Genomic DNA, 20998 nt, shown 5'->3' on the forward strand with positions numbered 1-20998 from the left:
GAGGCCCATCATGAGCACTCAAGTACTGTCGCGCTGGGAGCCGGACAATCCCGGCTTCTGGAAGCAGACCGGCGCGCGCGTCGCCAATCGCAACCTGTGGATTTCCATTCCCGCACTGATGCTGGCATTCAGCATCTGGATGCTGTGGAGCGTGGTGGTCGTCAACCTGGATCGTGCCGGCTTCATGCTGTCCAAGAACCAGATGTTCTGGCTGACCGCCTTGCCCGCGCTGTCGGGCGCCACCTTGCGCATCTTCTATTCCTTTCTGGTGCCCGTCTTCGGTGGTCGCAAATGGACGGCCATTTCCACCGCCTCGCTGCTGATCCCGGCGCTGGGCATGGGCTTCGCGCTGCGCGATCCGAGCACTTCATTTCCCACCTTGCTGATCCTGGCGCTGCTGTGCGGGCTGGGCGGCGGCAATTTCAGCTCCAGCATGGCCAATATCAGCTTCTTCTTTCCCAAGGAGAAGAAGGGGCTGGCTACGGGCCTGAATGCCGGCATCGGCAACCTGGGCGTGTCGGTGGTGCAGTTCGTCGTGCCGCTGGTGATCTCCATGGGCGTGTTCGGCATCGCTGGCGGCGCGCCGCAGACGGTCACGGTCAATGGCGAGCAGCAGAGCCTGTGGCTGCAGAACGCCGGCTTCATCTGGGTGATCCCCATCGCCATCGCCTCGATCGCCGCCTGGTTCGGCATGAACGATATTGCCGACGCACGTGCTTCCTTTGCTGACCAGGCCGTGATCTTCAAGCGCAAGCACAACTGGCTGATGTGCTGGCTGTATGTGGGCACCTTTGGTTCCTTCATCGGCTTTTCGGCCGGCTTCGCCATGCTGACCAAGACCTTGTTCCCGCAGGTCGATCCCATGACCTATGCCTTCCTGGGGCCGCTGGTCGGCTCGCTGACGCGGCCCTTGGGCGGCTGGGTGTCCGACAAGCTGGGCGGCGCACGCGTCACGCTGCTGACGTTTGTCGCAATGATCGCGGCGGTGCTGGGCGTGGTGACCTTCCTGCCCGTGGGCGGCATCGGTGGCAATTTCCAGGGCTTTCTGGCCATGTTCATCGTGCTGTTTGCGCTGACCGGGCTGGGCAATGGATCGACGTTCCGCATGATCCCCGTGATCTTTCTGCGCGAACGCACCCAGGCCGTCGCCGGGCAGGGCGCAGATGCGCAAAAGCGCGCCAGCGCCGAGGCGGCCAAGGAATCGGCTGCGGTGCTGGGCTTTTCCGGCGCCATCGGCGCCTATGGCGGCTTCTTCATTCCACGCAGCTTCGGCACCTCGCTGGAGATGACCGGCGGCGTGCAGGCTGCGCTCTATTGCTTCATCGGCTTCTACGCCACATGCGTGCTGATTACCTGGTGGTACTACGCGCGGCGCAATGCTCCCGTCCCCTGCTGACGTGGGGCGGCGTCGGGAGTGACTAGTCATTCTGCCGTGCCCGGCTGTGCCATTGGGCAATAGCCCGGGCGCGCAGCGACACCTACAGTGGTTTCAACGGCATTGATTGCGGTACGCGCCGGCCAGCCGGCGCTTTTGGAGAAAACAATGAGTCATTTTCTGGACCGGCTGAAGTTCATGGCGCGGGTGCAATCCACCTTCGCGGATGGCCACGGCGAGACGGTCAACGAAGATCGTTCCTGGGAAAACGCCTATCGTGGCCGGTGGCAGCACGACAAGGTCGTGCGCTCGACCCACGGGGTGAACTGCACGGGATCGTGCTCCTGGAAGGTCTATGTCAAGAACGGGCTGATCACCTGGGAGACGCAGCAGACCGACTATCCGCGCACGCGCCCCGATCTGCCCAACCATGAGCCTCGCGGCTGCCCGCGCGGCGCATCCTACAGCTGGTACGTGTACTCCGCGCAGCGCGTGAAGTACCCCATGATCCGTGGCCGCCTGATGGAGATGTGGCGTGAAGCGCGCAAGACCATGGACCCGATCGCTGCCTGGGAATGGATCAGCCAGGACCCGGTGCGCGCCAAGCGCTACAAGTCGGTTCGCGGCCTGGGCGGTTTTGTCCGCGCAGACTGGGATACGGCCACCGAAATCATCGCCGCCGCGAATGCGCTGACCATCAAGAAGTTCGGCCCGGACCGCCTGATCGGCTTTTCGCCGATTCCGGCCATGTCCATGGTCAGCTACGCCGCCGGCGCGCGCTACCTGAGCCTGCTGGGCGGCGCCTGCCTGAGCTTCTACGACTGGTATTGCGACCTGCCGCCCGCAAGCCCCCAGATCTGGGGCGAACAGACCGACGTGCCGGAATCGGCCGACTGGTACAACTCGACCTATCTGATGGTCTGGGGCTCGAACGTCCCGCAGACCCGCACGCCCGACGCCCACTTCTACACCGAGGTCCGCTACAAAGGCACCAAGACCGTGGCCGTGTCCAGCGACTTCGGCGAAATGGTCAAGTTCGGCGATATCTGGCTGGCGCCCAAGCAGGGCACCGATGCGGCGCTGGCGATGGCCATGGGCCATGTGATCCTGAAGGAATTCCACCTGTCGGCCAGCCCGTCGTCGTACTTCCAGGACTATGTGCGGCGCTATACCGACATGCCGATGCTGGTATTGCTCAAGGAGCGCGACGGCTTTCATGCGCCCGATCACTTTCTGCGAGCCTCGCAACTCGACGGCTCGCTGGGCGAACAGAACAACCCCGACTGGAAGACGCTGGTGCTGGACGCCAAGAGCGGCGACCTGGTCGCACCCAACGGCAGCATCGGCTTTCGCTGGGGCGAAGACGCGGTCAACGGCGGCGAGAAGGTTGGCCGCTGGAACCTGGAGTCCAGGGACGGCGGCAATGGCCGCGAGATCGAGCCGACCCTGAGCCTGCTGGGCGAGGGCAGCGAAGTCGTCGGCGTGGGCTTCCCGTACTTCGGCAGCGAGCATGACGAAGTGCTGGTGCGCAATGTGCCGGCCCGCCGCATCCGGCTGGCCGACGGCACGGACGCGCTGATCGCCACCGTGTACGACCTGCAGATGGCCAACTACGGCCTGGATCGTGGCCTGGGCGGCGGCAACGTCGCCACATCCTATGACGACGACGTACCCTATACGCCGGCCTGGCAGGAAAAGCACACCACCGTGCCGCGCGCGCAAGTGATCCAGGTGGCTCGCGAGTTCGCGCAGAACGCCCACGACACCGAAGGCAAGTCCATGGTGATCGTCGGCGCCGGCCTGAATCACTGGTACCACATGGACATGATCTACCGCGGCATCATCAACATGCTGATGATGTGCGGCTGCGTGGGCAAGAGCGGCGGCGGCTGGGCGCATTACGTGGGTCAGGAAAAGCTGCGTCCGCAGTTCGGCTGGGCGCCGCTGGCCTTTGCTTCGGACTGGATCCGTCCGCCGCGCCAGATGAACGGCACATCCTTTTTCTACGCGCACACCAGTCAGTGGCGTCATGAAAAGCTGGGCGTCCAGGAAGTGCTCGGCCCCACGGCCGACCGCGCCAAGTATGGCGATCTGAGCATGATCGACCTCAACGCCCGCGCCGAACGCATGGGCTGGTTGCCCTCGGCGCCGCAGCTGCGCACCAATCCGCTGGACCTGACGGACCAGGCCGAGGCTCAGGGCAAGGATCCGGTCGCCCACGCGGTCGAGCAGCTCAAGTCCGGCGCCTTGCGCATGTCCTGCGAAGATCCGGACGATCCGGCCAACTTCCCGCGCAATATGTTCGTCTGGCGCTCCAACATTCTGGGCTCCAGCGGCAAGGGCCACGAGTACTTCCTGAAGTACCTGCTGGGCACGCAGAACGCCGTGTTCGGTGACGAGGACGAGGCCATCAAGCCCACCGAAGTCACGTTCGAGGAGGACGCGGCAGAAGGCAAGCTGGACCTGCTGACCGTGCTGGACTTCCGCATGAGCACCACCTGTCTGTACGGCGACATCGTGCTGCCCACGGCCACCTGGTACGAAAAGGACGATCTGAACACGTCCGACATGCACCCCTTCATCCATCCGCTCAGCGAGGCCGTGCAGCCACTGTGGGAGAGCAAGACCGACTGGGAGATCTACAAGCTGCTGGCCAGGAAGTTCAGCGAGATCGGCGGCCCCTATCTGGGCAAGCGCCGCGACATCGTGCTGACGCCGCTGATGCACGACACCCCGGGAGAGCTCGGCCAGGCCTTCGAGCCACGCGACTGGAAGCTGGGAGAGTGCGATCTGATCCCGGGCAAGACCGCACCGTCGATGACGGTGGTGGAGCGCGACTACAACGACATCTACCGCAAGTTCACCTCGGTCGGTCCGCTGCTGGACAAACTGGGCAACGGCGGCAAGGGTATCAGCTGGAACACAGAGCATGAAGTGCACGAGCTGGCCGGCATCAACGACAGCGTGGGCGAGGCCGGCGTCAGCCAGGGCCGTCCACGCCTGGACACTGCCATCGATGCGGCCGAGATGATCCTGACCTTTGCACCCGAGACCAACGGCCATGTGTCCGTCAAGGCCTGGCAGGCGCTGGGCAAGATCACCGGGCGCGATCACACCCATCTGGCCGTGGGCCGCGAGCACGACAAGATCCGCTTTCGCGACATCCAGGCACAGCCGCGCAAGATCATCTCGGCACCCACCTGGTCGGGCCTGGAAAGCGAGGAGGTCAGCTACAACGCCGGCTATACCAATGTGCATGAGCTGATCCCATGGCGCACGCTGACCGGCCGCCAGCAGTTCTACCAGGACCACCGCTGGATGCTGGATTTCGGTGAAGGCTCCTGCGTGTACAAGCCGGCCATCGACACGAGGACGGTAGCGCCCATGCTGGGCCGCTACCCGAACGGCGAAAAGGAGCTGGTGCTGAACTGGCTGACGCCGCACCAGAAGTGGGGCATCCACAGCACGTACTCGGACAACCTGCGCATGCTCACGCTGAGCCGTGGCGGCCCCCATGTGTGGGTGTCGGAAGCCGAGGCCAAGCAGGCCGGCCTGGTCGATAACGACTGGGTCGAGGTCTTCAACGTCAACGGCACCTTGACCGCGCGAGTGGTGGTGAGCCAGCGCGTGCCGGTCGGCATGTGCCTGATGTACCACGCCCAGGAAAAGATCGTGAACGTGCCGGGGGCGGAAACCAGCGGCAAGCGCGGCGGCATCCACAACTCGGTGACGCGCACGGTGCTCAAGCCCACCCACATGATCGGCGGCTATGCCCAGCAGGCCTATGGCTTCAACTACTACGGCACCGTCGGCGCCAACCGCGACGAATTCGTGGTGCTGCGCAAGATGAGCAAGGTCGACTGGCTGGAAGGCCCGCTCGGTGAAGAACTGCAACAGGAAGAGAAGCAATCATGAGGATACGCGCCCAAATTGGCATGGTGCTGAACCTGGACAAGTGCATCGGCTGTCACACTTGCTCGGTGACCTGCAAGAACGTCTGGACCAGCCGCGACGGCGTCGAGTACGCCTGGTTCAACAACGTGGAAACCAAGCCCGGCATCGGCTATCCCAAGGAATGGGAGAACCAGGGCAAGTGGAAGGGCGGATGGAAGCGCACCGCCGCCGGCAAGCTGGAGCCCCGCCAGGGCGGCAAGCTGCGCATCCTGGCCAATCTGTTCGCCAACCCGAATCTGCCGGCCATCGACGACTACTACGAACCTTTCACCTTCGATTACGAGCATCTGCAGAAAGCGCCGCTGTCGCAGACCCCGCCTACCGCGCGCCCGGTGTCGGTGCTGACCGGCCAGAAGATGGAGAAGATCGAATGGGGTCCGAACTGGGAAGACGATCTGGGCGGCGAATTCAGCTCGCGCAGCCGTGACGCCCTGTTCGAAGGCGTCCAGAAGGAGATGTACTCGACCTTCGAGAACACCTTCATGATGTACCTGCCACGCCTGTGCGAGCACTGCCTGAACCCGGCCTGTGTCGCCAGTTGCCCCTCCGGCTCGATCTACAAGCGCGAGGACGACGGTATTGTGCTGGTGGACCAGGACAAGTGCCGTGGCTGGCGCATGTGCATCTCGGGCTGCCCGTACAAGAAGATCTACTACAACTGGAGCAGCGGCAAGGCCGAGAAATGCACCTTCTGCTATCCGCGCATCGAAGCCGGGCAGCCCACGGTCTGCTCGGAAACATGCGTGGGACGGATCCGCTATCTGGGCGTGATGCTGTATGACGCCGACCAGATCGAAAACGCCGCCGCTACGGCCAGCGAGCAGGATCTGTACGAGGCGCAACTGGCCATGCTCCTGGATCCGCATGCGCCCGAGGTGATAGCCGCCGCACGTGAGCAAGGCATACCCGAGTCGTGGCTGGAAGCCGCTCGCCGCTCGCCCGTCTACAAGATGGCGGTGGACTGGCGCGTCGCCTTCCCGCTGCATCCGGAATACCGCACCTTGCCCATGGTCTGGTACATCCCCCCGCTGTCGCCCATCCAGACGGCCGCCGAGGCCGGCAAGATGCCGCAGCGTACCCTGGGCAAGAGCAGCATGATCCCGGATGTATCCGCGCTGCGCATTCCGGTGCGTTACCTGGCCAATCTGCTGACAGCGGGCAAGGAGGCGCCCGTGCTGCAGGCGCTGGAGCGCATGCTGGCCATGCGCGCCTTCAAGCGCTCGGAGACGGTACATGGCGAAAAGGACAGCGCGCTGCTGGAGCAGGTCGGTCTGAGCGAAGCGACCGTGCAGGACATGTACAAGACCATGGCCATTGCCGACTACGAAGACCGCTTCGTGGTGCCCAGCAGCCACAAGGAAGTGGTCGAGGACAGCTTCAACGAAAAAGGCAGTTGCGGTTTCACCTTCGGCAACGGCTGCTCCGGCGGCATGTCCGAGGGCACGCTGTTCGGTCGCAAGCCGCAGGGCAGCGAAATCTTCATCGAAATGCCCAAGTCCCGCAAAAAGGCCGCAGCGGCCAGTTAGCCAAGGAGAACACCATGAATCTGTACCGACTGCTGTCTGCTTTGCTCAGCTACCCCGAGCCCGAGCTGCTCGATGCCCTGGGCGATGTCGAGACCGCTCTGCGCCCTTATCCGAAAGCCAACGAAACCTTGAGGCCGCTGATCGGTTATCTGACCGCCAACGACCTGATCAGCGTGCAGGAAAACTACGTCGCTACCTTCGACCGCAACCGTTCGCATTCGCTGCATCTGTTCGAGCATGTGCACGGCGAAAGCCGCGACCGCGGCCAGGCCATGGTCGATTTGCTGCAGACCTATCGCCAGCATGGCTTCGAGCCGGTGGCCGCCGAGCTGCCGGACCATGTACCGCTGTTCCTGGAGTTTCTGGGCGTCATCGACGAGGCCCAGGCGCTGGATCTGCTGGACGAGGCCATCCATGTGGTCGCCGCCATCGGTGCTCGTCTGGCCAAGGCCGACAGTCCCTATGCCTGCGTTTTCATCGTGCTGCGCTCGCTGGCGCGCGTGATCCCGCGCGTACAGACCGAAGCGCCGGTGCGCGACATGGACGAGGCCATGGAAACCTTCGGCGTCAGCCCGGACGGCCTGGAGCCGTTGCTGCGCCCGTTCTCGGGCGACGGTGCGCAGCCGGTGCGTTTCTATTCGCGGCCGCCCGCCACCATTGGTTAATGCGGAGGACTACGCATCATGAACACTCTGAATCAGTTCTTCTTCGGGATCTATCCCTATATTGCGTTGACGGTCTTCCTGCTGGGAAGTCTGGCGCGCTTCGAACGTGAGCAATACACCTGGAAGACCGACAGCTCGCAACTGCTCCACCGCGGTCAGCTGCGCCTGGGCAACATCCTGTTCCACATCGGCATCCTGGGGCTGTTCTTCGGCCATCTGGTGGGCTTGCTGACGCCGGTGGCGGTGTGGGACATGCTGGGCGTGTCCCATACGCTCAAGCAGACGGTCGCCATGGTGGCGGGCGGCGTGATGGGCGGCCTGTGCCTGATCGGTCTCGTGATCTTGCTGCACCGCCGCCTGAGCGACCCGCGCATTGCGCGCGTCACGCGTGCTGGTGACAAGTTGCTGCTGGCATGGATCCTGGTCACGCTGCTGCTGGGGCTGTCCACCATCGCGCTGTCGGCTGGCCACATGGATGGCGAAATGATGGTGCTTCTGATGACCTGGGCGCAGCATATCGTCACCTTCCAGGGCGATGCCGCCAGCTACATTGCGGACGTTCCCATGCTGTTCAAGGCACATCTGTTCATGGGCCTGAGCCTGTTCGTGATCTTCCCTTTTACGCGACTGGTCCACGTCTGGAGCGGCTTCGGCTCGCTGGGCTATCTGGGCCGCGCCTGGCAGCTGGTGCGACCACGCTGACGCGGCAAGCTCGAATCCAAGGAATCAAGGAGGCGAACATGCCAGTCATCGTCAATGGCGTCGAACTGAGCGACGCGGACCTGAAGCGTGAACTTCCGCTGCATGCAGCTGCCGGAAACCCCATGCGGCAGGCGATCACCGCCCTGGTGCTGCGCAGGGTGCTGCTGGACGAGGCCGAGCGTCAGGGCCTGGTTGCGGGCGAAGAGGAGGCCGCCATCAGTGCCTTGCTGGCTTCGCAGGCATCGGCCCCCGAGGCCGACGAGGCGGCCTGCCGCCGCTTCTACGAGATGCATCCGCAGCGTTTCATGGTGGGAGAGCTGGTCGAAGCCGACCATATCCTGTTCCAGGTCACGCCCGATGTGAATCTGGACCTGCTGCGTGCCCATGCGGAGCTGATCCTGAAGGAACTCCTGGCCGATCCGTCGCGCTTTGCCGAGGTGGCGCGTGAGCAGTCCAATTGTCCCTCGGCGGCCGTGGGCGGCAGCCTGGGCCAGCTGGGCCGCGGCGATACCTTGCCGGAGTTCGAGCGTCCGGTGTTCGCACTGCCGGCCGGCTGCCTGGCGCCGCAGCTGGTGCAGACGCGACAAGGGTTGCACATCGTGCGTGTGCTGCGGCACATCGAGGGACGGTTGCTGCCTTATGAGAAGGTGGCGCGGCAGATCGCTGCGGCGCTCTCCTCCATGAGCCGCGACACTGCCTGGCGCCAGTACGTCAGGTTGCTGGTCGGTCGCGCGCGGATCGAAGGCATCGACCTGTCGGACGGAGAGCCCGAGCGAGTCTTCAGCGGAGGTGTCTCATGAGCAAGGAGCCTGCCACCGGATCGCTGATAGACGGCTTTTCCCGTCGCATCGACTACCTGCGCGTTTCCGTCACCGATCGCTGCGACCTGCGTTGCAGCTACTGCCTGCCCAAGGACTTCAAGGGCTTTGAAACTCCCGCGAACTGGCTGCGGCATGAGGAAATGCTGCGCCTGGTTGGACTGTTCGTGCGCCTTGGCGTGAGCAAGGTCAGGCTGACCGGCGGCGAGCCGCTGCTGCGACGCGGCGTGATCGGGCTGGCGGCGCAGATTGCCGCCATGCCGGGCCTGAGGGACCTGTCCGTGTCCACCAACGGCACCCAGCTTGCGCGGCATGCGCGCGAATTGCGCGCTGCCGGCGTGACGCGGCTGAACATCAGCCTGGACACGCTGGATGCGGCCGCCTTCAGCCGGATCACCGGGCGCGATTGCCTGGAGTCGGTGCTGGCGGGCCTGGCCGCCGCGCGTGAGGCTGGCTTCGCGCCGATCAAGCTCAACAGCGTGGTTCATGCCGCTACGCCCGAGGGCGAGGTGCGGCGACTGCTGGACTACGCCATGGTCCAGGGCTTTGTGCTGCGCCTGATCGAGCCCATGCCCATGGGCGAATGCGGGCGCGGTTTCGCCCATACGGACCTGAATGTTCTGGGCGCGCGGCTGGCGTCCCAGGCCGGCCTGATACCCGCGCTTGCTGCCTCGGGCTCAGGGCCCGCGCGCTATTGGTCCGGAGGGCATGGTGCGCCGGTGCTGGGCGTGATCACGCCCATGTCGCAGCATTTCTGCGCCACCTGCAACCGTGTACGCCTGGGCGTGGACGGCACGCTGTATCTGTGCCTGGGCCAGGAAGACCGTGTGCCGCTGGGGCAATGGCTGCGCGATGGCGCCAGCGACGCCGAGCTGACACAGGCCATTCTTGCCGGCATCGCTGCCAAGCCCGAGCGCCACGAGTTCGTTACCCGGCCCGAGCGCATCATCCGCTTCATGGCGCAGACGGGAGGCTAGGATGGACGACATCGAACGCTTCGTCGACGGCTTTCAGCGGTTCCAGCAGCAATACTACGAGGACGCGCCTGCGCTCTACCGCGATCTGCGCGACGGTCAGCATCCCAGCACCCTGCTGGTGGGCTGCTGCGATTCGCGCGTCGATCCGGCCATGCTGCTGGGCTGCGACCCGGGCGATATCTTCGCCGTGCGCAATGTCGCCAATCTGGTGCCGCCCACCAGTACCGACCGGGGGCTGCAGGGTGTGCTGGCGGCCATACAGTTTGCCGTCGAACAACTGCGTGTCAGCCGCATCATCGTGCTTGGCCATGCCCAGTGCGGCGGCATCCGCGCGCTGATGGAGCGGCGCACACGCAGCGACGGCGAAACCAATTATCTCGACCGCTGGATGGATATTGCCGAGCCGGCGCGTCAGCGGGTGCTGCGGCAGATGCCCGGGGCCTCTGACGCCGAATGCCGACGTGCCTGCGAACAGGCGTCCATCCTGATATCGCTGCGCAACCTGGAAGAGCTGCCGTTCGTGCGGCGTGCCTGCGACAGCGGCAGCCTGAGCCTGCACGGCTGGTATTTCGATCTGGTGGCGGGGGCCTTGCTGGCATACTCGCCCAGGGCAGACGCGTTTTTGCCCATGGTCTGTCCCTTGCTCACGGAGCACGCATGACCCCAGTTCTAGCAAACCTTGGCCGCTGTGGCGGCAAGACCAGGGCGATCAAGGTTCCGCCCCGTCGCGATGCGATCGTGCAGGGGCTGCGCGGCGCGCCCAGATCGGGGCTGACGCTTGAATTCCCATCCGGCGCACTCGGACTGGACAGTGCGACCACAGCGGTATGTGGTCTGTTGCGCGCAAACTTGGCCTGCACCATCAACCGCTTTCGGCCTTGCAGGCCATGTTTGCCATGACGCCTTCCCCTCCCTCTGATGCCGGAGCCGATGCCCTGCCATCGCCGCGGCATCGCTTGTCCACGCGCATCGTCGTCAGCTCGCTGGTAGCGCTGGTGGTGGTGCTGTCCATGGTCTGCTGGACTCTGTGGCTGTCGTGGCAGCTGGAAGGGGCGGGTGCCGCCATCAACGACACCGGCAGCCTGCGCATGCGGGCCAACCGTGTGGCGGTCGAGCTGATGCGGCCACAGCCAGGGGAGGAGGCCCGTACCCGTGAGCAGATCGCCCTGATGGACGACACCATTTCGCGCCTCGCACGAGGCAATCCGGCGCGGCCTCTGTTCATTCCCGACGACGAGGCGATATTGGCCCAGTGGCATGACGTGTCCAGCTACTGGCAGGACATCATGAAGCCCACCGCGCTGCAGGCCTTGCAGTCACGGGACGCCAGCACCTATCTGGAGACCCTGCCCGAATTCGTGGCGCGGGCGGATACGCTGGTGCGGATGATCGAACAGGACAATGCCGGCAAGACCACCGCGCTGCGTCTGTCGCAGGGCGTGCTGGGAGCGATTGCCAGCGCGGGCACGGTGGCCATGATCTACATGCTGTATCTCTGGATCATCGCGCCCGTGCTGCGCCTGCGCGACGGGCTGCAGCGCATGGCCGAGCGCGAGTTCAGCACGCGTCTGCCAGTCGAGAGCCAGGACGAATTCGGCGTTCTGGCGCGCGGTTTCAACCGCATGGCCGACGAACTCCAGGACCTGTACACAAGCCTGGAGCAGCGGGTCGAGCAGAAGACCGCGCAGTTGGCCGCACAGAATCGCGACATCGGTGCGCTATACGATATGGCGGCCTTTCTGAATCAGCCCAATGAGATCGAGGCGTTGTGCGAAGGTTTTCTGCAACGCGTCATGACCCAGTTCGACGCCGACGGCGGCAGCATCCGGGCGCTGGACCCCGACCACGAGAAGCTCAATCTGCTAGTGTCCGTGGGGCTGTCCGAAGAGCTGGTGGAGTCAGAGCATTGCATGAAGGTCGGCGACTGCTATTGCGGCACCGCCACCCGCGAGACCGGCGTGATCGTGATCCAGGACCTCAGAGCCAGCGCGGCGCGGCCCGACCTGACGCGGCGCGACCTGGACCTGAACTGCGTGCGCGATGGCTTCGCCAGCGTGGCCGTATTCCGCATCGTCACGCGTGACGAGGTGCTGGGCTCGTATTCGCTGCATTTTCGCGAGCATCGCAGCCTGGCGCCGTCGGACTCCCAGTTGCTGGAAACTCTGGGCCGGCATCTGGGCGTGGCGCTGGACAACCGGCGCCTGAGCGCCCAGGCGCGGCAACTGGCGGTGGTGCAGGAGCGCGGATTGGTGGCACAGGGCCTGCACGACAGCCTGGCCCAGGGCTTGAACTTCTTGAACTTGCAGCTTCAGATGCTGGACGCGGCCGTCAAGCGCGGCGATGAGGATGAGGTCGCGGAAATCCTGCCGCTGCTGCGCACGGGCGTGGACGAAAGCTACAAGGACGTGCGCGAGCTGCTGACCAATTTCCGCAGCAAGCTGGGACATGGCGATCTGCAGCAAGCCATGGAGACCACGATCGAGCGCTTCCGGCGCCAGACCGGCATCACCACCGAGCTGCACATCCTCCCCGGCGAGGGGGCGCCCTTGCCGCCCGAGCAGCAGCTGCAGGTGCTGTTCATACTGCAGGAAGCGCTGTCCAATGTGCGCAAGCATTCGGAAGCCAGCCTGGTCCAGGTCAGCGTCGGCAACGACCGCGACTTCACCCTGCTGATATCCGATAACGGCCAGGGCTACGATGCGGCCGATGTGGCTGCGCGCGGAGAGGCCCATGTAGGGCTGCACATCATGCGCGAGCGTGCCGCGCGCATGCACGCCGTGATAAAACTGGAATCCCAGCCCGGCGCCGGCACCCGCGTCGCGCTGACCTTGCCCGGCAGCGAACGCCAGGCTGCCTGACCCATCTTGACTATGCCCATCCGGATACTTCTCGTCGACGACCACACCCTGTTTCGCTCCGGCGTGCGGCTGTTGCTGCAGCGCCAACCCGACTTCGAGGTGGTGGCCGAGGCGGGCGACGGCGTCGAAGGCATCAAGCGCGCCAAGGAACTCAAGCCCGATGTGGTGCTTCTGGATCTGAACCTGCCAGGCCTGTCCGGACTGGAGACACTGCAATTGCTGACCCAGGACCTGCCGTCCTGCGCGGTCATCATCCTGACGGTCTCTGAAGAGGCTGACGAGCTGGGCCAGGCGCTGCGCGATGGCGCGCGAGGCTATCTGGTCAAGAACATCGACGCCGAGGTGCTGACCTCGGCCATCCGGCGTGCAGCGGCGGGCGAGTCGGTGATCGCTGAAAGCATGACCGCCAAGCTGGTCGATCAGTTTCGCGACCAGGCCTCGCAGGCCGTGCAGGCAGGCCAGGGGACGGGGGAGCGCCATCGCCTGACGGCACGCGAGATCCAGATCGTCCAGTACCTGGCGCGTGGCGCCAGCAACAAGGTCATTGCGCGTGAACTCGACGTCAGCGAAAGCACCGTCAAGATCCATGTGCAGAACGTGCTGAAAAAGCTCAATCTGACCAGCCGGGTGCAGGTTGCCGTGTACGCCGTCGAGCACGGACTGCATGTGGACGAATAGCGTCGCGCAGGCGCTTGCGCGGGCCAGCAGTCAGCGTAGAAATTGATAGCTGCCTGCGCTTGCTGCACAGGCGCTAAAGCCTTAGGTTGCTCTTAGATTTCGGCTGCAAGAACCACTTTTGCCGCCAGCGCCGTCCGCCCAGGTTGCGACTCGATTCCCAGCAGTCCGCCGACTCGTGCAATGCGCACCGCCATGGAGCGCATGCCGACGCCTAGGCCCGATGCCTCCACGGCCTGCACATCAAAGCCCACGCCGTCATCCTCGATCTCCAGCAGCAATTCCTGCGCTTGAGGCTGGACCAGAGACAGGCGTACATGACGTGCCTGGCTGTGCTTGATGACGTTGGTCAGCGCCTCTTCGATCAGCCGGGTCAGCGCCAGGTATTGCAGCGCGTTGGGCGGTTGCCTCCAGTTCTGCGGAAATTGCCAGTCGCAGCGTATTCCCAAGGCCTCGAACAGATCGTTGAAGCGGCGGCGCAAGGGGGCCAGCCATTCCTGAGGCGTGGCGGGCACGCGCACCTGGGCCGAGGCATTGCTGTCTATGCTCTGGCGCAGGTCGTTGCGGATGAGCTTGAGCATGGAAAGCACCTGGGGCCGGGTCAGGGCTTCGCTGCCCTGCTCGACAGAAGCAATCATGTGGACCAGCTCGCCGCCCAGGCCGTCGTGCAGATCATGGGTCAGGCGCAGGCGCTCCTGCAGTCTGGCGTTGGAGAGCTTCTGGGCCTCCAGCTCGGCGCGCAGGTGCTCGGATTTCTTCTGCTCGGTGATGTCGAAGGTGAAACCGATCAGCGCCGTGGGCTGGCCCTGTTCGTCGCACATCACATGCACCACTTCCTTGACCCAGACAAAGCGGTTGTCGCTGGTCAGAGCCCGGTATTCGGCCTCGTGGTCCACACCGGCCAGGCAGAGCTCCACGCAGCGCGAGACGGTTTGCTCGCGTTCGTCGGGGTGGATGCGTTCGGCCCAGTCGTTCACGGTCTCCCAGCTCTCGGGGCTCCAGCCCAGCAGGTCCGCGATCTGCGGGCCGATATAGCGGTACTTCTGGCTGGCCCAGTCAATCTTGAAGGGGATCGCCAGGGTGGACTCCAGCAGCGTCTGGTAGAGGCCATTGTCCGTATCGGGTTCAAGTGTGCGCAGGCGGGGGCGGGCTTCAATCATGAGGCACTCCTGTCATGTCCAGAAGGGGGTGGGTGGTGGGCAGCTCGTTCCAGAACCAGTAGAAGTAGCCGCCTTCGGTCTGCAGCAGGGTCTGGGTTCTGACGCTGGATCGCTCTATCCCGCGCCAGCAGGCCAGGGCCGAATTGCGGTTGCCGTGCAGATCCAGGCAGGTCTGGCCGGGCAGGCTGGGCCGGGGCGGCACATACAAGGCCTTGCCCCGTGGCAGCCAGAGGTCGGCCAGACAGATTTTCCGCTGCTGCGGCCAGTACTTGCCAACCGAGATCACCAGAGGCAGGTGCGGGTCCACCGAGGTGAAGACATGCGGGAAATCGTGATGTTCAAGGTCGGTACAGACCTTGCCCAGCAAGCGGTAGCCGGTGCCCTCATAGGGCGAGCGATGCCCGGCAAACATGCCGTACTCGTAGTCGACCAGCGAAAGCCGTGGTTGCGGGCTGGTGATGCGAATGCCCTGTCCGGGCTCGATCAGCGTCATCCCGAACGCCGCCGCCGTTTCAGGGGTGGCGGCTAGGGCTTGGTACTCGATCCGGTCGGCCTGGAACACGAGCTGGGTCTGGCTGCCGTATTCGGGCTGCGGATGCGTGGTGGTTGACGAAAGGACGCGGTATGCGTTGCCGATGGCGACCTCGGGATTGCTGATGGCAGGCTCCAGCACCTTCAAGCCCGTGGGCGGTTCTGCGCAGTAGTGAGGATAGCCGTGGATATTGCAGAAAAACGGTGTCTGCGACAGATCGACGGAAGTCGGCGCATCCTCCTTGATGAACAGCACGGGATCAAAAAACTCTTGCGCCATGGCCTGTCACTTCGCGGTGATTGATCGCTGCCCTGTGCGCTGGTACTGCACTGGCAGTCATGGGTTGATTGATATGTCAGTCAGTGTGGCAGTCTAAATCAAGGCGGTTACATAGGCCTGGGTGCACAGGCTCTGCGGCCCGCAGGCCCGGGAGTCGCAGTGGCCGTCATGGCAAGGTGCATATTATTTTGATAGCTGTCATCGCTTTATAGGTAAGCGATGCAGCCATGAAAACTGCTATTTCACGAGCACCGATTCGCCAATCGCGAAGAACTGCCCGCCCGCTACATAGTGCAGGGTGCGCAGCTCGGCAGGCGCAGAGTCGAATTCCCAGTGCCCGTTGCGGAATACCCGTTCGTCGGCCCAGGCGGCCGCGACTTCGGCGATGAACAGGTCATAGCTCTGCTGGTTGTGCGGCTCGGGAATCAGCCTGCAGACCAGCCAGGCGGCGCAGCCCGCCACCAGCGGTACAGCCAAGCCCGGTGCGTCGAACAGTTGAACGCCATGTTTGGCGAGCTTGTGGGGCTCGGTCACGGCGCTGTCCGTACCTATGCCCACCGTCAGCGCTGCCTGGGGCACGGTGGGCAGCTGCAGGGCGAAGAGGCCGCTGCCCTCGACCAGGGTGCGCGTGTGTGTGGCCTTGTCGAGCACCACGCTGATCTTGGGCGGAGAGAAATCGAGCGCGCAGGCCCAGGCCGCGCTCATGGCGTTGCGCTCGCCTGCGTGCTGGGCCGAGACGATGACCGTGGGGCCGTGATTGAGCAGGCGGTAGGACTTGTCCAGGGGAACCGGGGTGAAATGGTCTGGCAGCATGGTGGGCTGAATATGGGTGACAGAAGAGGATGGCAAGCTCCCGTTACGATGGCTTGCTGATTTCCCATCTTCGCCCGAAACAGGGCCTTTCCAGGAGACAACCATGTTTAGCCACATCATGCTGGGTGTAAATGATCTGGAGTCCAGCAAGCGCTTTTACGACGCGCTGCTGGGTCAACTGGGTATTGCGCCCGGCGTTGCCAACAAGAACCGCTTCTTCTACCGCAGCCCCACGGGCGTGTTTGCCATCTCCACGCCCATCAACGGCGAATCGGCAAGCTCGGGCAATGGCGCGACCACGGGCTTTCTGGCTCAGTCCACCGATCAGGTGAACGCGGCCCACGCGGCGGGCCTGGCAGCGGGTGGCGTCTCGATCGAGGACGCGCCGGGCTGGCGCGGCGATTCCATTTATCTGGCCTATCTGCGCGACCCCGACGGCAACAAGATCTGTCTGGCCTATCGCCCCGCGAAGGCCTGATCGAGGCTGACTGAACCAGGGCCGCGCAAGCGGCCTTTTTTGGTTTCGGCGGCGGCGATCATAAACAGGAGCTGTCTGCGCTTGCCGGACAAGGCCTTGAGCTCCAAGCGGCAACATGGAACGCGGTCATGCCCGACCTGCAAGCGGTGATGCTGTGCCCACCGCCGGTGCAAAACCGGGGCAGGCGGCACAATGGCTGCTTTGCAGCGCGGGCAGATGTCCGTGGCCTGCACCACATTCAGTAGTTTTTTCATGACCAACACCACCACTCCTGCCGAAGACCATCTGTGCGACGCCTGCGCCGGCATTCAGCGCAACTGGCGCAAAGCCCCCGGCCATGCCGAACTGATGCAGCGCGGCAATCGCAAGGAGGAGCGTGGCTCGACCACGGCGACGGTGACCCGCTATGTCTGCGAGCGCTGCGGCACGGTGTGGGACTACGAGAACAACAAGCAGGACCAGCGCAAGGGCTGGTCCGTGGTCGGCAGAATTTAACCCCCCTGAGGCGCTGCGCGCCTTGCCTCGGCGGGGCCTCCCAGGCCCTTGCTGGCTGTCTCTTTCCTGAGTCAGCGTCGGTTTTTGAAGTTTCGGCGTCTTCGGGCGCCGTTTGTTTTTTTGAAGGAGGCTGCGTGCAATCAGCAAGCAACGAGTGGTTTGACGAGGCGTATTACCAGCGCTTTTATTTTGACAAAAAGACCAGCGTGATCGATCCCGAGCACGCGCGGCGGCTGGGTGCGTTTGTCTGCTCGTATCTTGCGTATCTGCGCGTGCCCGTGCAGCGGGTGCTTGATGTGGGCTGCGGCATAGGCCTGTGGCGCGAGGCGGTGCAAAAGCACTTTCCGGGTGTGCAGTATCAGGGCGTGGAGTTCAGTCCCTATCTCTGCGAGCGCTATGGCTGGGAGCAGGGCTCGGTGGTGGATTGGCAGCCCAAAGATGGCCAGCCTTTCGATCTGGTGATCTGCCAGGGCGTGCTGCCCTATCTGAGTCCGGCAGACCTGAAAAAGGCGCTGACCAACCTGGGCCGGCTGTCGCGCGGCGGTCTCTACATCGAGGCCGTGGCACGCGAGGACTACGAGCGCGACATCATCGACGAGGAGCTGACCGACCCTCGCCTGTACCGCCATCGTGCCGAGCTGTACCGCCGCGGCCTGCAGCCTCACTTCAAGGAACTGGGCGGCGGTGTCTGGCTTAGCCGAAGCGCAGATATGCCGCTGTTCGAGCTGGAGTGCCTGGGAGGCTGAAACCAGCGGTTCTTGGTGATTTCGAGGCCAGCACCTATATTGCGGGGCTTGTGAACTCGCAAGGATATGGAGATGTCTCATCGCTGGATCAAACGCTGCGCAGCCTGGACCACTGCCATGGCTGGCGCAGCCCTGCTTCTGGCCTGCTCGGATTCCAAGACCGAAGCCACTGCGCCCCCGGCACAGGCGCCGGCCGCTGTGCCGGCCCCCGCGCCTGCACAGCCAACTGCCGAAGCCAGACGTGTGATTGACCAGCTGTTCAGCACCGAGACCATAGGCATGAATCTGGCCTATGTGGAAAAGATTGCCGGCCCGGCTATGCGCTCGGAATTTCACCGTCATCAGCTCCGCACCGACGGCTGCGATATCACCCTGGTCAGCGACGAGGCCGATAAGGTGATCGAGTCTGTCGAGGTCGATATCGCACCCAGCTGCAATCTCTCGCTCAAGAGCGTGCTCAATGTGTCCGAGGGCCAGCCCGATATCAAGCTCGGTGACCTGACCTTTGGCAGCTTCGAGCCTCTGCTGGACAGCCGCTACTACGCTGACTGCCTGACGCTGTGCGGCAATGCCGCCGACCCCGTGATCTATCTGGAGGCCAAGGGCTCGCGCCTGACCAACTTCATCAATTACTCGGTGCAGGCCCCCATGGTGGACGGCAAGGTGCTGGATGCGACGGCAGCCTGGCGCGATGCCATGGTCAAGGCCGAGTCCGACGACTATGTGCTGGACACACGCTTCAACTGCGAGCCGAACCGCTTCAGGAACGTGATCTCTGCCGGACTCAGGAATGCCAAGCCCACGGTGTTCAGCTTCGGCCGCGGGCCGACCTTCGAGCAGGGCGACTGCGACTAAGCGGCGCTCCGGGAGCGCCAGCACTGGAATTGGCAAACGCGGGACAATCCGGGCATCTGTCCGAATCCGCTGGTGTCCGTTTTGCCCGCTTCCACGCCTTTGTCTCCTGCCGCTCTGACTGCGCAGAAAGCCCTTGCCTCCACGCTGCCCCCGCATGCCGTCTCGCGCTTGCGCCATGCGCGGCTGGCGCGCAGCACGCGGCCTTTTCTGGCGCGTGGCGGCCCCAAGGGCGAGCGCTGCGAGGGCTGCCGCTTGCGCCCCTCCCACTGCATGTGCGCGCTGCGGCCCGAGCTGGCCACGCGCGCGGCCTTCTGCCTGCTGATGCATGATGCCGAGCCGCTCAAGCCCAGCAACACGGGCTGGCTGATTGCCGATGTGGTGCAGGACACCCATGCCTTCGGCTGGTCGCGCACCGAGCTGGGCCCGCAGCTGCAGGCCTTGCTGGCCGATCCGCAATGGCAGCCCTATGTGGTCTTCCCTGGCGAATATGCGGAGCCTGCAGAGCGTGTGGTGGAGACGCTTGACGGCGGCGACAGCAGCGCACTGCAGCCCGGCAGGCGTCCGCTGTTCATACTGCTGGACGCGACCTGGTCCGAGGCGCGCAAGATGTTCCGCAAAAGTCCGTATCTCGATGGCTTTCCCGTGCTCAGCCTGAACCCGGACCTGATCTCCCGCTATCAGCTGCGCAGGTCTAAGCGCGACGACCATTTCTGCACCAGCGAGGTGGCGGCGCTGTGTCTGGAGCTGGTGGGCGATGCCGGTGATATGCAGGCCGGCCGCGTGCTGGAGAGCTATCTGGGCGTGTTCACCGAGCGCTATCTGCGGGCCAAGCACCAGCAGCCGGTCGATGAGGCCAGCAGCATCCACCAGCGCCTGCGTGAACTGATGGGGGCCGTCACCGCCAAACGCGAGGCATGAGGCTACGTGCAGGCATAAGCATTCCACTCAAAGCGATAAGCGAGCAACGACAATCGGCTCAGGGCCTCATGTGTACATGAGGTATGTGCCGTATCGGGTGGTTGATGAGCGCCGATGACCAGGGGTCTCGGCGCTTTTGTTTTTCGGGAGTGGATGATGGGCAAGTCGTTGAAATGGGCTGGGCTGGCAGCAGCGCTGGTATGTGCGGTTTCGGCCATGGCTGCGGGCAAGACCGAAGCGGCGAGCTCCAATGTCGGCTCAGGTATCGATACGGCGGTGGACCTGTCCGCATCGCCCACGCTGCAGCGCTGGCAGGCCGGCGGCACCGTGGTGCTGGGGGTGCGGGAGGCGGCGGTTCCCATGTCCTACGCGATCGGTGCGAACGAGAAGTTTGTCGGCTATCACATGGACCTCTGCGAGCGCGTGGTGCATGCGATTGCGCCCAAGGCCCAGCTCAAATACATGGTGCTGACGCCGCAGAACACCATGCCGCTGATCAACAACGGCACGGCCGATTTCAACTGCGCCAGCATGACCAACAACCTCACGCGCCAGAAGCAGGTAGCGTTTGGTTTGACCACCTATGTCAGCGAGGTGCGCATGGCCGTGCGTGCCGACTCGGGCATCACCTCCTTCAAGCAGTTGCAGGGGCGCAATGTGGGCGCCATCACGGGCACGACGGCGGTGCAGATTCTGCGCAAGTACGCCAGTGACAACGAGCTGAACTTCAAGACGCTGATGAGCAAGGACCAGTTCGAGAGCTTTCTGATGCTGGAGTCGGGTCGCGTCGATGCCTTTGTGCTGGACGACAACATGCTGGCCGGCGTGATCGGCCAGAGCAAGAACCCGCAGGGCTACAAGATTGTGGGCGAGGTGATCGGTGCCGAGCCGATTGCCATCCAGTTCAGCAAGAACGACCCGCAGATCAAGAAGGCCGTGGACGGCGCCATTTTGCAGATGATCCGCTCGGGCGAGCTGCACAAGCTCTACAACAAATGGTTTATGCAGCCCATTGCGCCCAAGAACGTGAACCTGAACCTGCCCATGGGCGAGGTGCTCAAGAAGCAGTTGGCCGCGCCCAACGACACGCCGCTGGAACAGTTCGTATTGCCCCAATAAAGCGGCAGGCCCACATCAGCCGATAGACTGCAAGGCAAACCGCAAGGGGAGTG

The 20998-nt window shown here is 64.0% G+C and carries 20 protein-coding genes; 16 read left to right on the forward strand and 4 right to left on the reverse strand.

What is annotated here, in order from left to right; all coding sequences use genetic code 11:
* Positions 1–10: 10 nt before the first annotated feature.
* From F3J24_RS15100 to F3J24_RS15145, 10 genes are all read left to right on the forward strand, one after another.
* Positions 11–1396 carry a NarK family nitrate/nitrite MFS transporter gene (locus tag F3J24_RS15100; RefSeq protein WP_167007874.1) on the forward strand — a complete coding sequence of 462 codons (1386 nt, stop codon included), beginning with the start codon at positions 11–13 and terminating at the stop codon, positions 1394–1396.
* A gap of 147 nt (positions 1397–1543) precedes the next feature.
* Positions 1544–5290, forward strand: a complete 3747-nt coding sequence (locus F3J24_RS15105) for a nitrate reductase subunit alpha (protein WP_167007877.1) — start codon at positions 1544–1546, stop codon at positions 5288–5290.
* Entirely contained in the window at positions 5287–6855 is a 1569-nt protein-coding gene (gene narH / locus F3J24_RS15110; protein ID WP_167007880.1) for a nitrate reductase subunit beta, read from the forward strand. The genes F3J24_RS15105 and narH overlap by 4 nt, the downstream gene beginning before the upstream one ends.
* A 14-nt stretch (positions 6856–6869) precedes the next feature.
* Positions 6870–7520: a nitrate reductase molybdenum cofactor assembly chaperone gene (gene narJ / locus F3J24_RS15115; RefSeq protein WP_167007883.1), complete on the forward strand. Its 651-nt coding sequence runs from the start codon at positions 6870–6872 to the stop codon at positions 7518–7520.
* A gap of 18 nt (positions 7521–7538) precedes the next feature.
* Positions 7539–8222: a respiratory nitrate reductase subunit gamma gene (gene narI, locus F3J24_RS15120; RefSeq protein WP_167007886.1), complete on the forward strand. Its 684-nt coding sequence runs from the start codon at positions 7539–7541 to the stop codon at positions 8220–8222.
* A 38-nt stretch (positions 8223–8260) separates the two neighbouring features.
* The gene (locus tag F3J24_RS15125) at positions 8261–9022 is read left to right on the forward strand and encodes a peptidylprolyl isomerase (protein ID WP_167007889.1); all 762 of its coding nucleotides are present in this window, start codon (positions 8261–8263) and stop codon (positions 9020–9022) included.
* Positions 9019–10017 (forward strand): GTP 3',8-cyclase MoaA, encoded by a 999-nt coding sequence (moaA, locus tag F3J24_RS15130; RefSeq protein ID WP_167007892.1) that lies wholly within the window; start codon positions 9019–9021, stop codon positions 10015–10017. The genes F3J24_RS15125 and moaA overlap by 4 nt, the downstream gene beginning before the upstream one ends.
* A 1-nt stretch (position 10018) precedes the next feature.
* Positions 10019–10678 carry a carbonic anhydrase gene (locus tag F3J24_RS15135; protein ID WP_050873235.1) on the forward strand — a complete coding sequence of 220 codons (660 nt, stop codon included), beginning with the start codon at positions 10019–10021 and terminating at the stop codon, positions 10676–10678.
* A 235-nt stretch (positions 10679–10913) separates the two neighbouring features.
* Positions 10914–12875 (forward strand): type IV pili methyl-accepting chemotaxis transducer N-terminal domain-containing protein, encoded by a 1962-nt coding sequence (locus tag F3J24_RS15140; RefSeq protein ID WP_167007896.1) that lies wholly within the window; start codon positions 10914–10916, stop codon positions 12873–12875.
* 12 nt (positions 12876–12887) lie between these two features.
* Positions 12888–13553: a response regulator transcription factor gene (locus tag F3J24_RS15145; protein ID WP_050873236.1), complete on the forward strand. Its 666-nt coding sequence runs from the start codon at positions 12888–12890 to the stop codon at positions 13551–13553.
* Between the two features lie 92 nt (positions 13554–13645).
* On the opposite strand, the gene F3J24_RS15150 is transcribed toward F3J24_RS15145, so the two are convergent.
* The 3 genes from F3J24_RS15150 to F3J24_RS15160 all read right to left on the reverse strand — a co-directional run bounded on the left by F3J24_RS15150 (position 13646) and on the right by F3J24_RS15160 (position 16334).
* On the reverse strand, positions 13646–14710 hold the full coding sequence (locus tag F3J24_RS15150) for a PAS domain-containing protein (protein WP_167007899.1): 1065 nt from the start codon (positions 14708–14710) through the stop codon (positions 13646–13648).
* A complete protein-coding gene (locus tag F3J24_RS15155) occupies positions 14703–15521 on the reverse strand; it encodes a hypothetical protein (protein WP_167007902.1) in 819 nt (272 codons plus the stop codon). The genes F3J24_RS15150 and F3J24_RS15155 overlap by 8 nt, the downstream gene beginning before the upstream one ends.
* 237 nt (positions 15522–15758) lie before the next feature.
* Positions 15759–16334, reverse strand: a complete 576-nt coding sequence (locus F3J24_RS15160; protein ID WP_167007905.1) for a flavin reductase family protein — start codon at positions 16332–16334, stop codon at positions 15759–15761.
* A gap of 103 nt (positions 16335–16437) precedes the next feature.
* Here F3J24_RS15160 and F3J24_RS15165 point away from each other — a divergent pair, with 103 nt between their 5' ends.
* Positions 16438–16812 carry a VOC family protein gene (locus F3J24_RS15165; RefSeq protein WP_167007922.1) on the forward strand — a complete coding sequence of 125 codons (375 nt, stop codon included), beginning with the start codon at positions 16438–16440 and terminating at the stop codon, positions 16810–16812.
* Here F3J24_RS15165 and F3J24_RS15170 read toward each other — a convergent pair.
* On the reverse strand, positions 16791–17066 hold the full coding sequence (locus F3J24_RS15170) for a hypothetical protein (protein ID WP_167007926.1): 276 nt from the start codon (positions 17064–17066) through the stop codon (positions 16791–16793). The two genes, F3J24_RS15165 and F3J24_RS15170, sit on opposite strands and share 22 nt — an antisense overlap.
* Between F3J24_RS15170 and F3J24_RS15175 the strand changes: the two genes are divergently transcribed.
* From F3J24_RS15175 to F3J24_RS15195, 5 genes are all read left to right on the forward strand, one after another.
* Positions 17065–17307 carry a hypothetical protein gene (locus F3J24_RS15175; protein ID WP_019042688.1) on the forward strand — a complete coding sequence of 81 codons (243 nt, stop codon included), beginning with the start codon at positions 17065–17067 and terminating at the stop codon, positions 17305–17307. The genes F3J24_RS15170 and F3J24_RS15175 overlap by 2 nt on opposite strands.
* 134 nt (positions 17308–17441) lie before the next feature.
* The gene (locus F3J24_RS15180; protein ID WP_167007929.1) at positions 17442–18053 is read left to right on the forward strand and encodes a class I SAM-dependent methyltransferase; all 612 of its coding nucleotides are present in this window, start codon (positions 17442–17444) and stop codon (positions 18051–18053) included.
* A gap of 72 nt (positions 18054–18125) precedes the next feature.
* A complete protein-coding gene (locus F3J24_RS15185; RefSeq protein ID WP_167007932.1) occupies positions 18126–18908 on the forward strand; it encodes a hypothetical protein in 783 nt (260 codons plus the stop codon).
* A gap of 81 nt (positions 18909–18989) precedes the next feature.
* Positions 18990–19826 carry a tRNA-uridine aminocarboxypropyltransferase gene (locus F3J24_RS15190; RefSeq protein WP_167008248.1) on the forward strand — a complete coding sequence of 279 codons (837 nt, stop codon included), beginning with the start codon at positions 18990–18992 and terminating at the stop codon, positions 19824–19826.
* A 156-nt stretch (positions 19827–19982) separates the two neighbouring features.
* On the forward strand, positions 19983–20945 hold the full coding sequence (locus tag F3J24_RS15195) for a transporter substrate-binding domain-containing protein (protein ID WP_167007935.1): 963 nt from the start codon (positions 19983–19985) through the stop codon (positions 20943–20945).
* The last annotated feature ends 53 nt before the right edge of the window (positions 20946–20998 follow it).

The sequence above is a fragment of the Comamonas sp. Tr-654 genome, assembly GCF_011752915.1.
Classification (GTDB): domain Bacteria; phylum Pseudomonadota; class Gammaproteobacteria; order Burkholderiales; family Burkholderiaceae_C; genus Comamonas.

What these genes read in the sequence shown, in the direction of transcription:
- F3J24_RS15100 (WP_167007874.1), top strand. Translation starts at nt 11, where the DNA reads ATGAGCACTCAAGTACTGTCGCGCTGGGAGCCGGACAATCCCGGCTTC.
- F3J24_RS15105 (WP_167007877.1), top strand. Translation starts at nt 1,544, where the DNA reads ATGAGTCATTTTCTGGACCGGCTGAAGTTCATGGCGCGGGTGCAATCC.
- narH (WP_167007880.1), top strand. Translation starts at nt 5,287, where the DNA reads ATGAGGATACGCGCCCAAATTGGCATGGTGCTGAACCTGGACAAGTGC.
- narJ (WP_167007883.1), top strand. Translation starts at nt 6,870, where the DNA reads ATGAATCTGTACCGACTGCTGTCTGCTTTGCTCAGCTACCCCGAGCCC.
- narI (WP_167007886.1), top strand. Translation starts at nt 7,539, where the DNA reads ATGAACACTCTGAATCAGTTCTTCTTCGGGATCTATCCCTATATTGCG.
- F3J24_RS15125 (WP_167007889.1), top strand. Translation starts at nt 8,261, where the DNA reads ATGCCAGTCATCGTCAATGGCGTCGAACTGAGCGACGCGGACCTGAAG.
- moaA (WP_167007892.1), top strand. Translation starts at nt 9,019, where the DNA reads ATGAGCAAGGAGCCTGCCACCGGATCGCTGATAGACGGCTTTTCCCGT.
- F3J24_RS15135 (WP_050873235.1), top strand. Translation starts at nt 10,019, where the DNA reads ATGGACGACATCGAACGCTTCGTCGACGGCTTTCAGCGGTTCCAGCAG.
- F3J24_RS15140 (WP_167007896.1), top strand. Translation starts at nt 10,914, where the DNA reads ATGACGCCTTCCCCTCCCTCTGATGCCGGAGCCGATGCCCTGCCATCG.
- F3J24_RS15145 (WP_050873236.1), top strand. Translation starts at nt 12,888, where the DNA reads ATGCCCATCCGGATACTTCTCGTCGACGACCACACCCTGTTTCGCTCC.
- F3J24_RS15150 (WP_167007899.1), bottom strand. Translation starts at nt 14,710, where the DNA reads ATGATTGAAGCCCGCCCCCGCCTGCGCACACTTGAACCCGATACGGAC.
- F3J24_RS15155 (WP_167007902.1), bottom strand. Translation starts at nt 15,521, where the DNA reads ATGGCGCAAGAGTTTTTTGATCCCGTGCTGTTCATCAAGGAGGATGCG.
- F3J24_RS15160 (WP_167007905.1), bottom strand. Translation starts at nt 16,334, where the DNA reads ATGCTGCCAGACCATTTCACCCCGGTTCCCCTGGACAAGTCCTACCGC.
- F3J24_RS15165 (WP_167007922.1), top strand. Translation starts at nt 16,438, where the DNA reads ATGTTTAGCCACATCATGCTGGGTGTAAATGATCTGGAGTCCAGCAAG.
- F3J24_RS15175 (WP_019042688.1), top strand. Translation starts at nt 17,065, where the DNA reads ATGACCAACACCACCACTCCTGCCGAAGACCATCTGTGCGACGCCTGC.
- F3J24_RS15170 (WP_167007926.1), bottom strand. Translation starts at nt 17,066, where the DNA reads ATGAAAAAACTACTGAATGTGGTGCAGGCCACGGACATCTGCCCGCGC.
- F3J24_RS15185 (WP_167007932.1), top strand. Translation starts at nt 18,126, where the DNA reads ATGTCTCATCGCTGGATCAAACGCTGCGCAGCCTGGACCACTGCCATG.
- F3J24_RS15195 (WP_167007935.1), top strand. Translation starts at nt 19,983, where the DNA reads ATGGGCAAGTCGTTGAAATGGGCTGGGCTGGCAGCAGCGCTGGTATGT.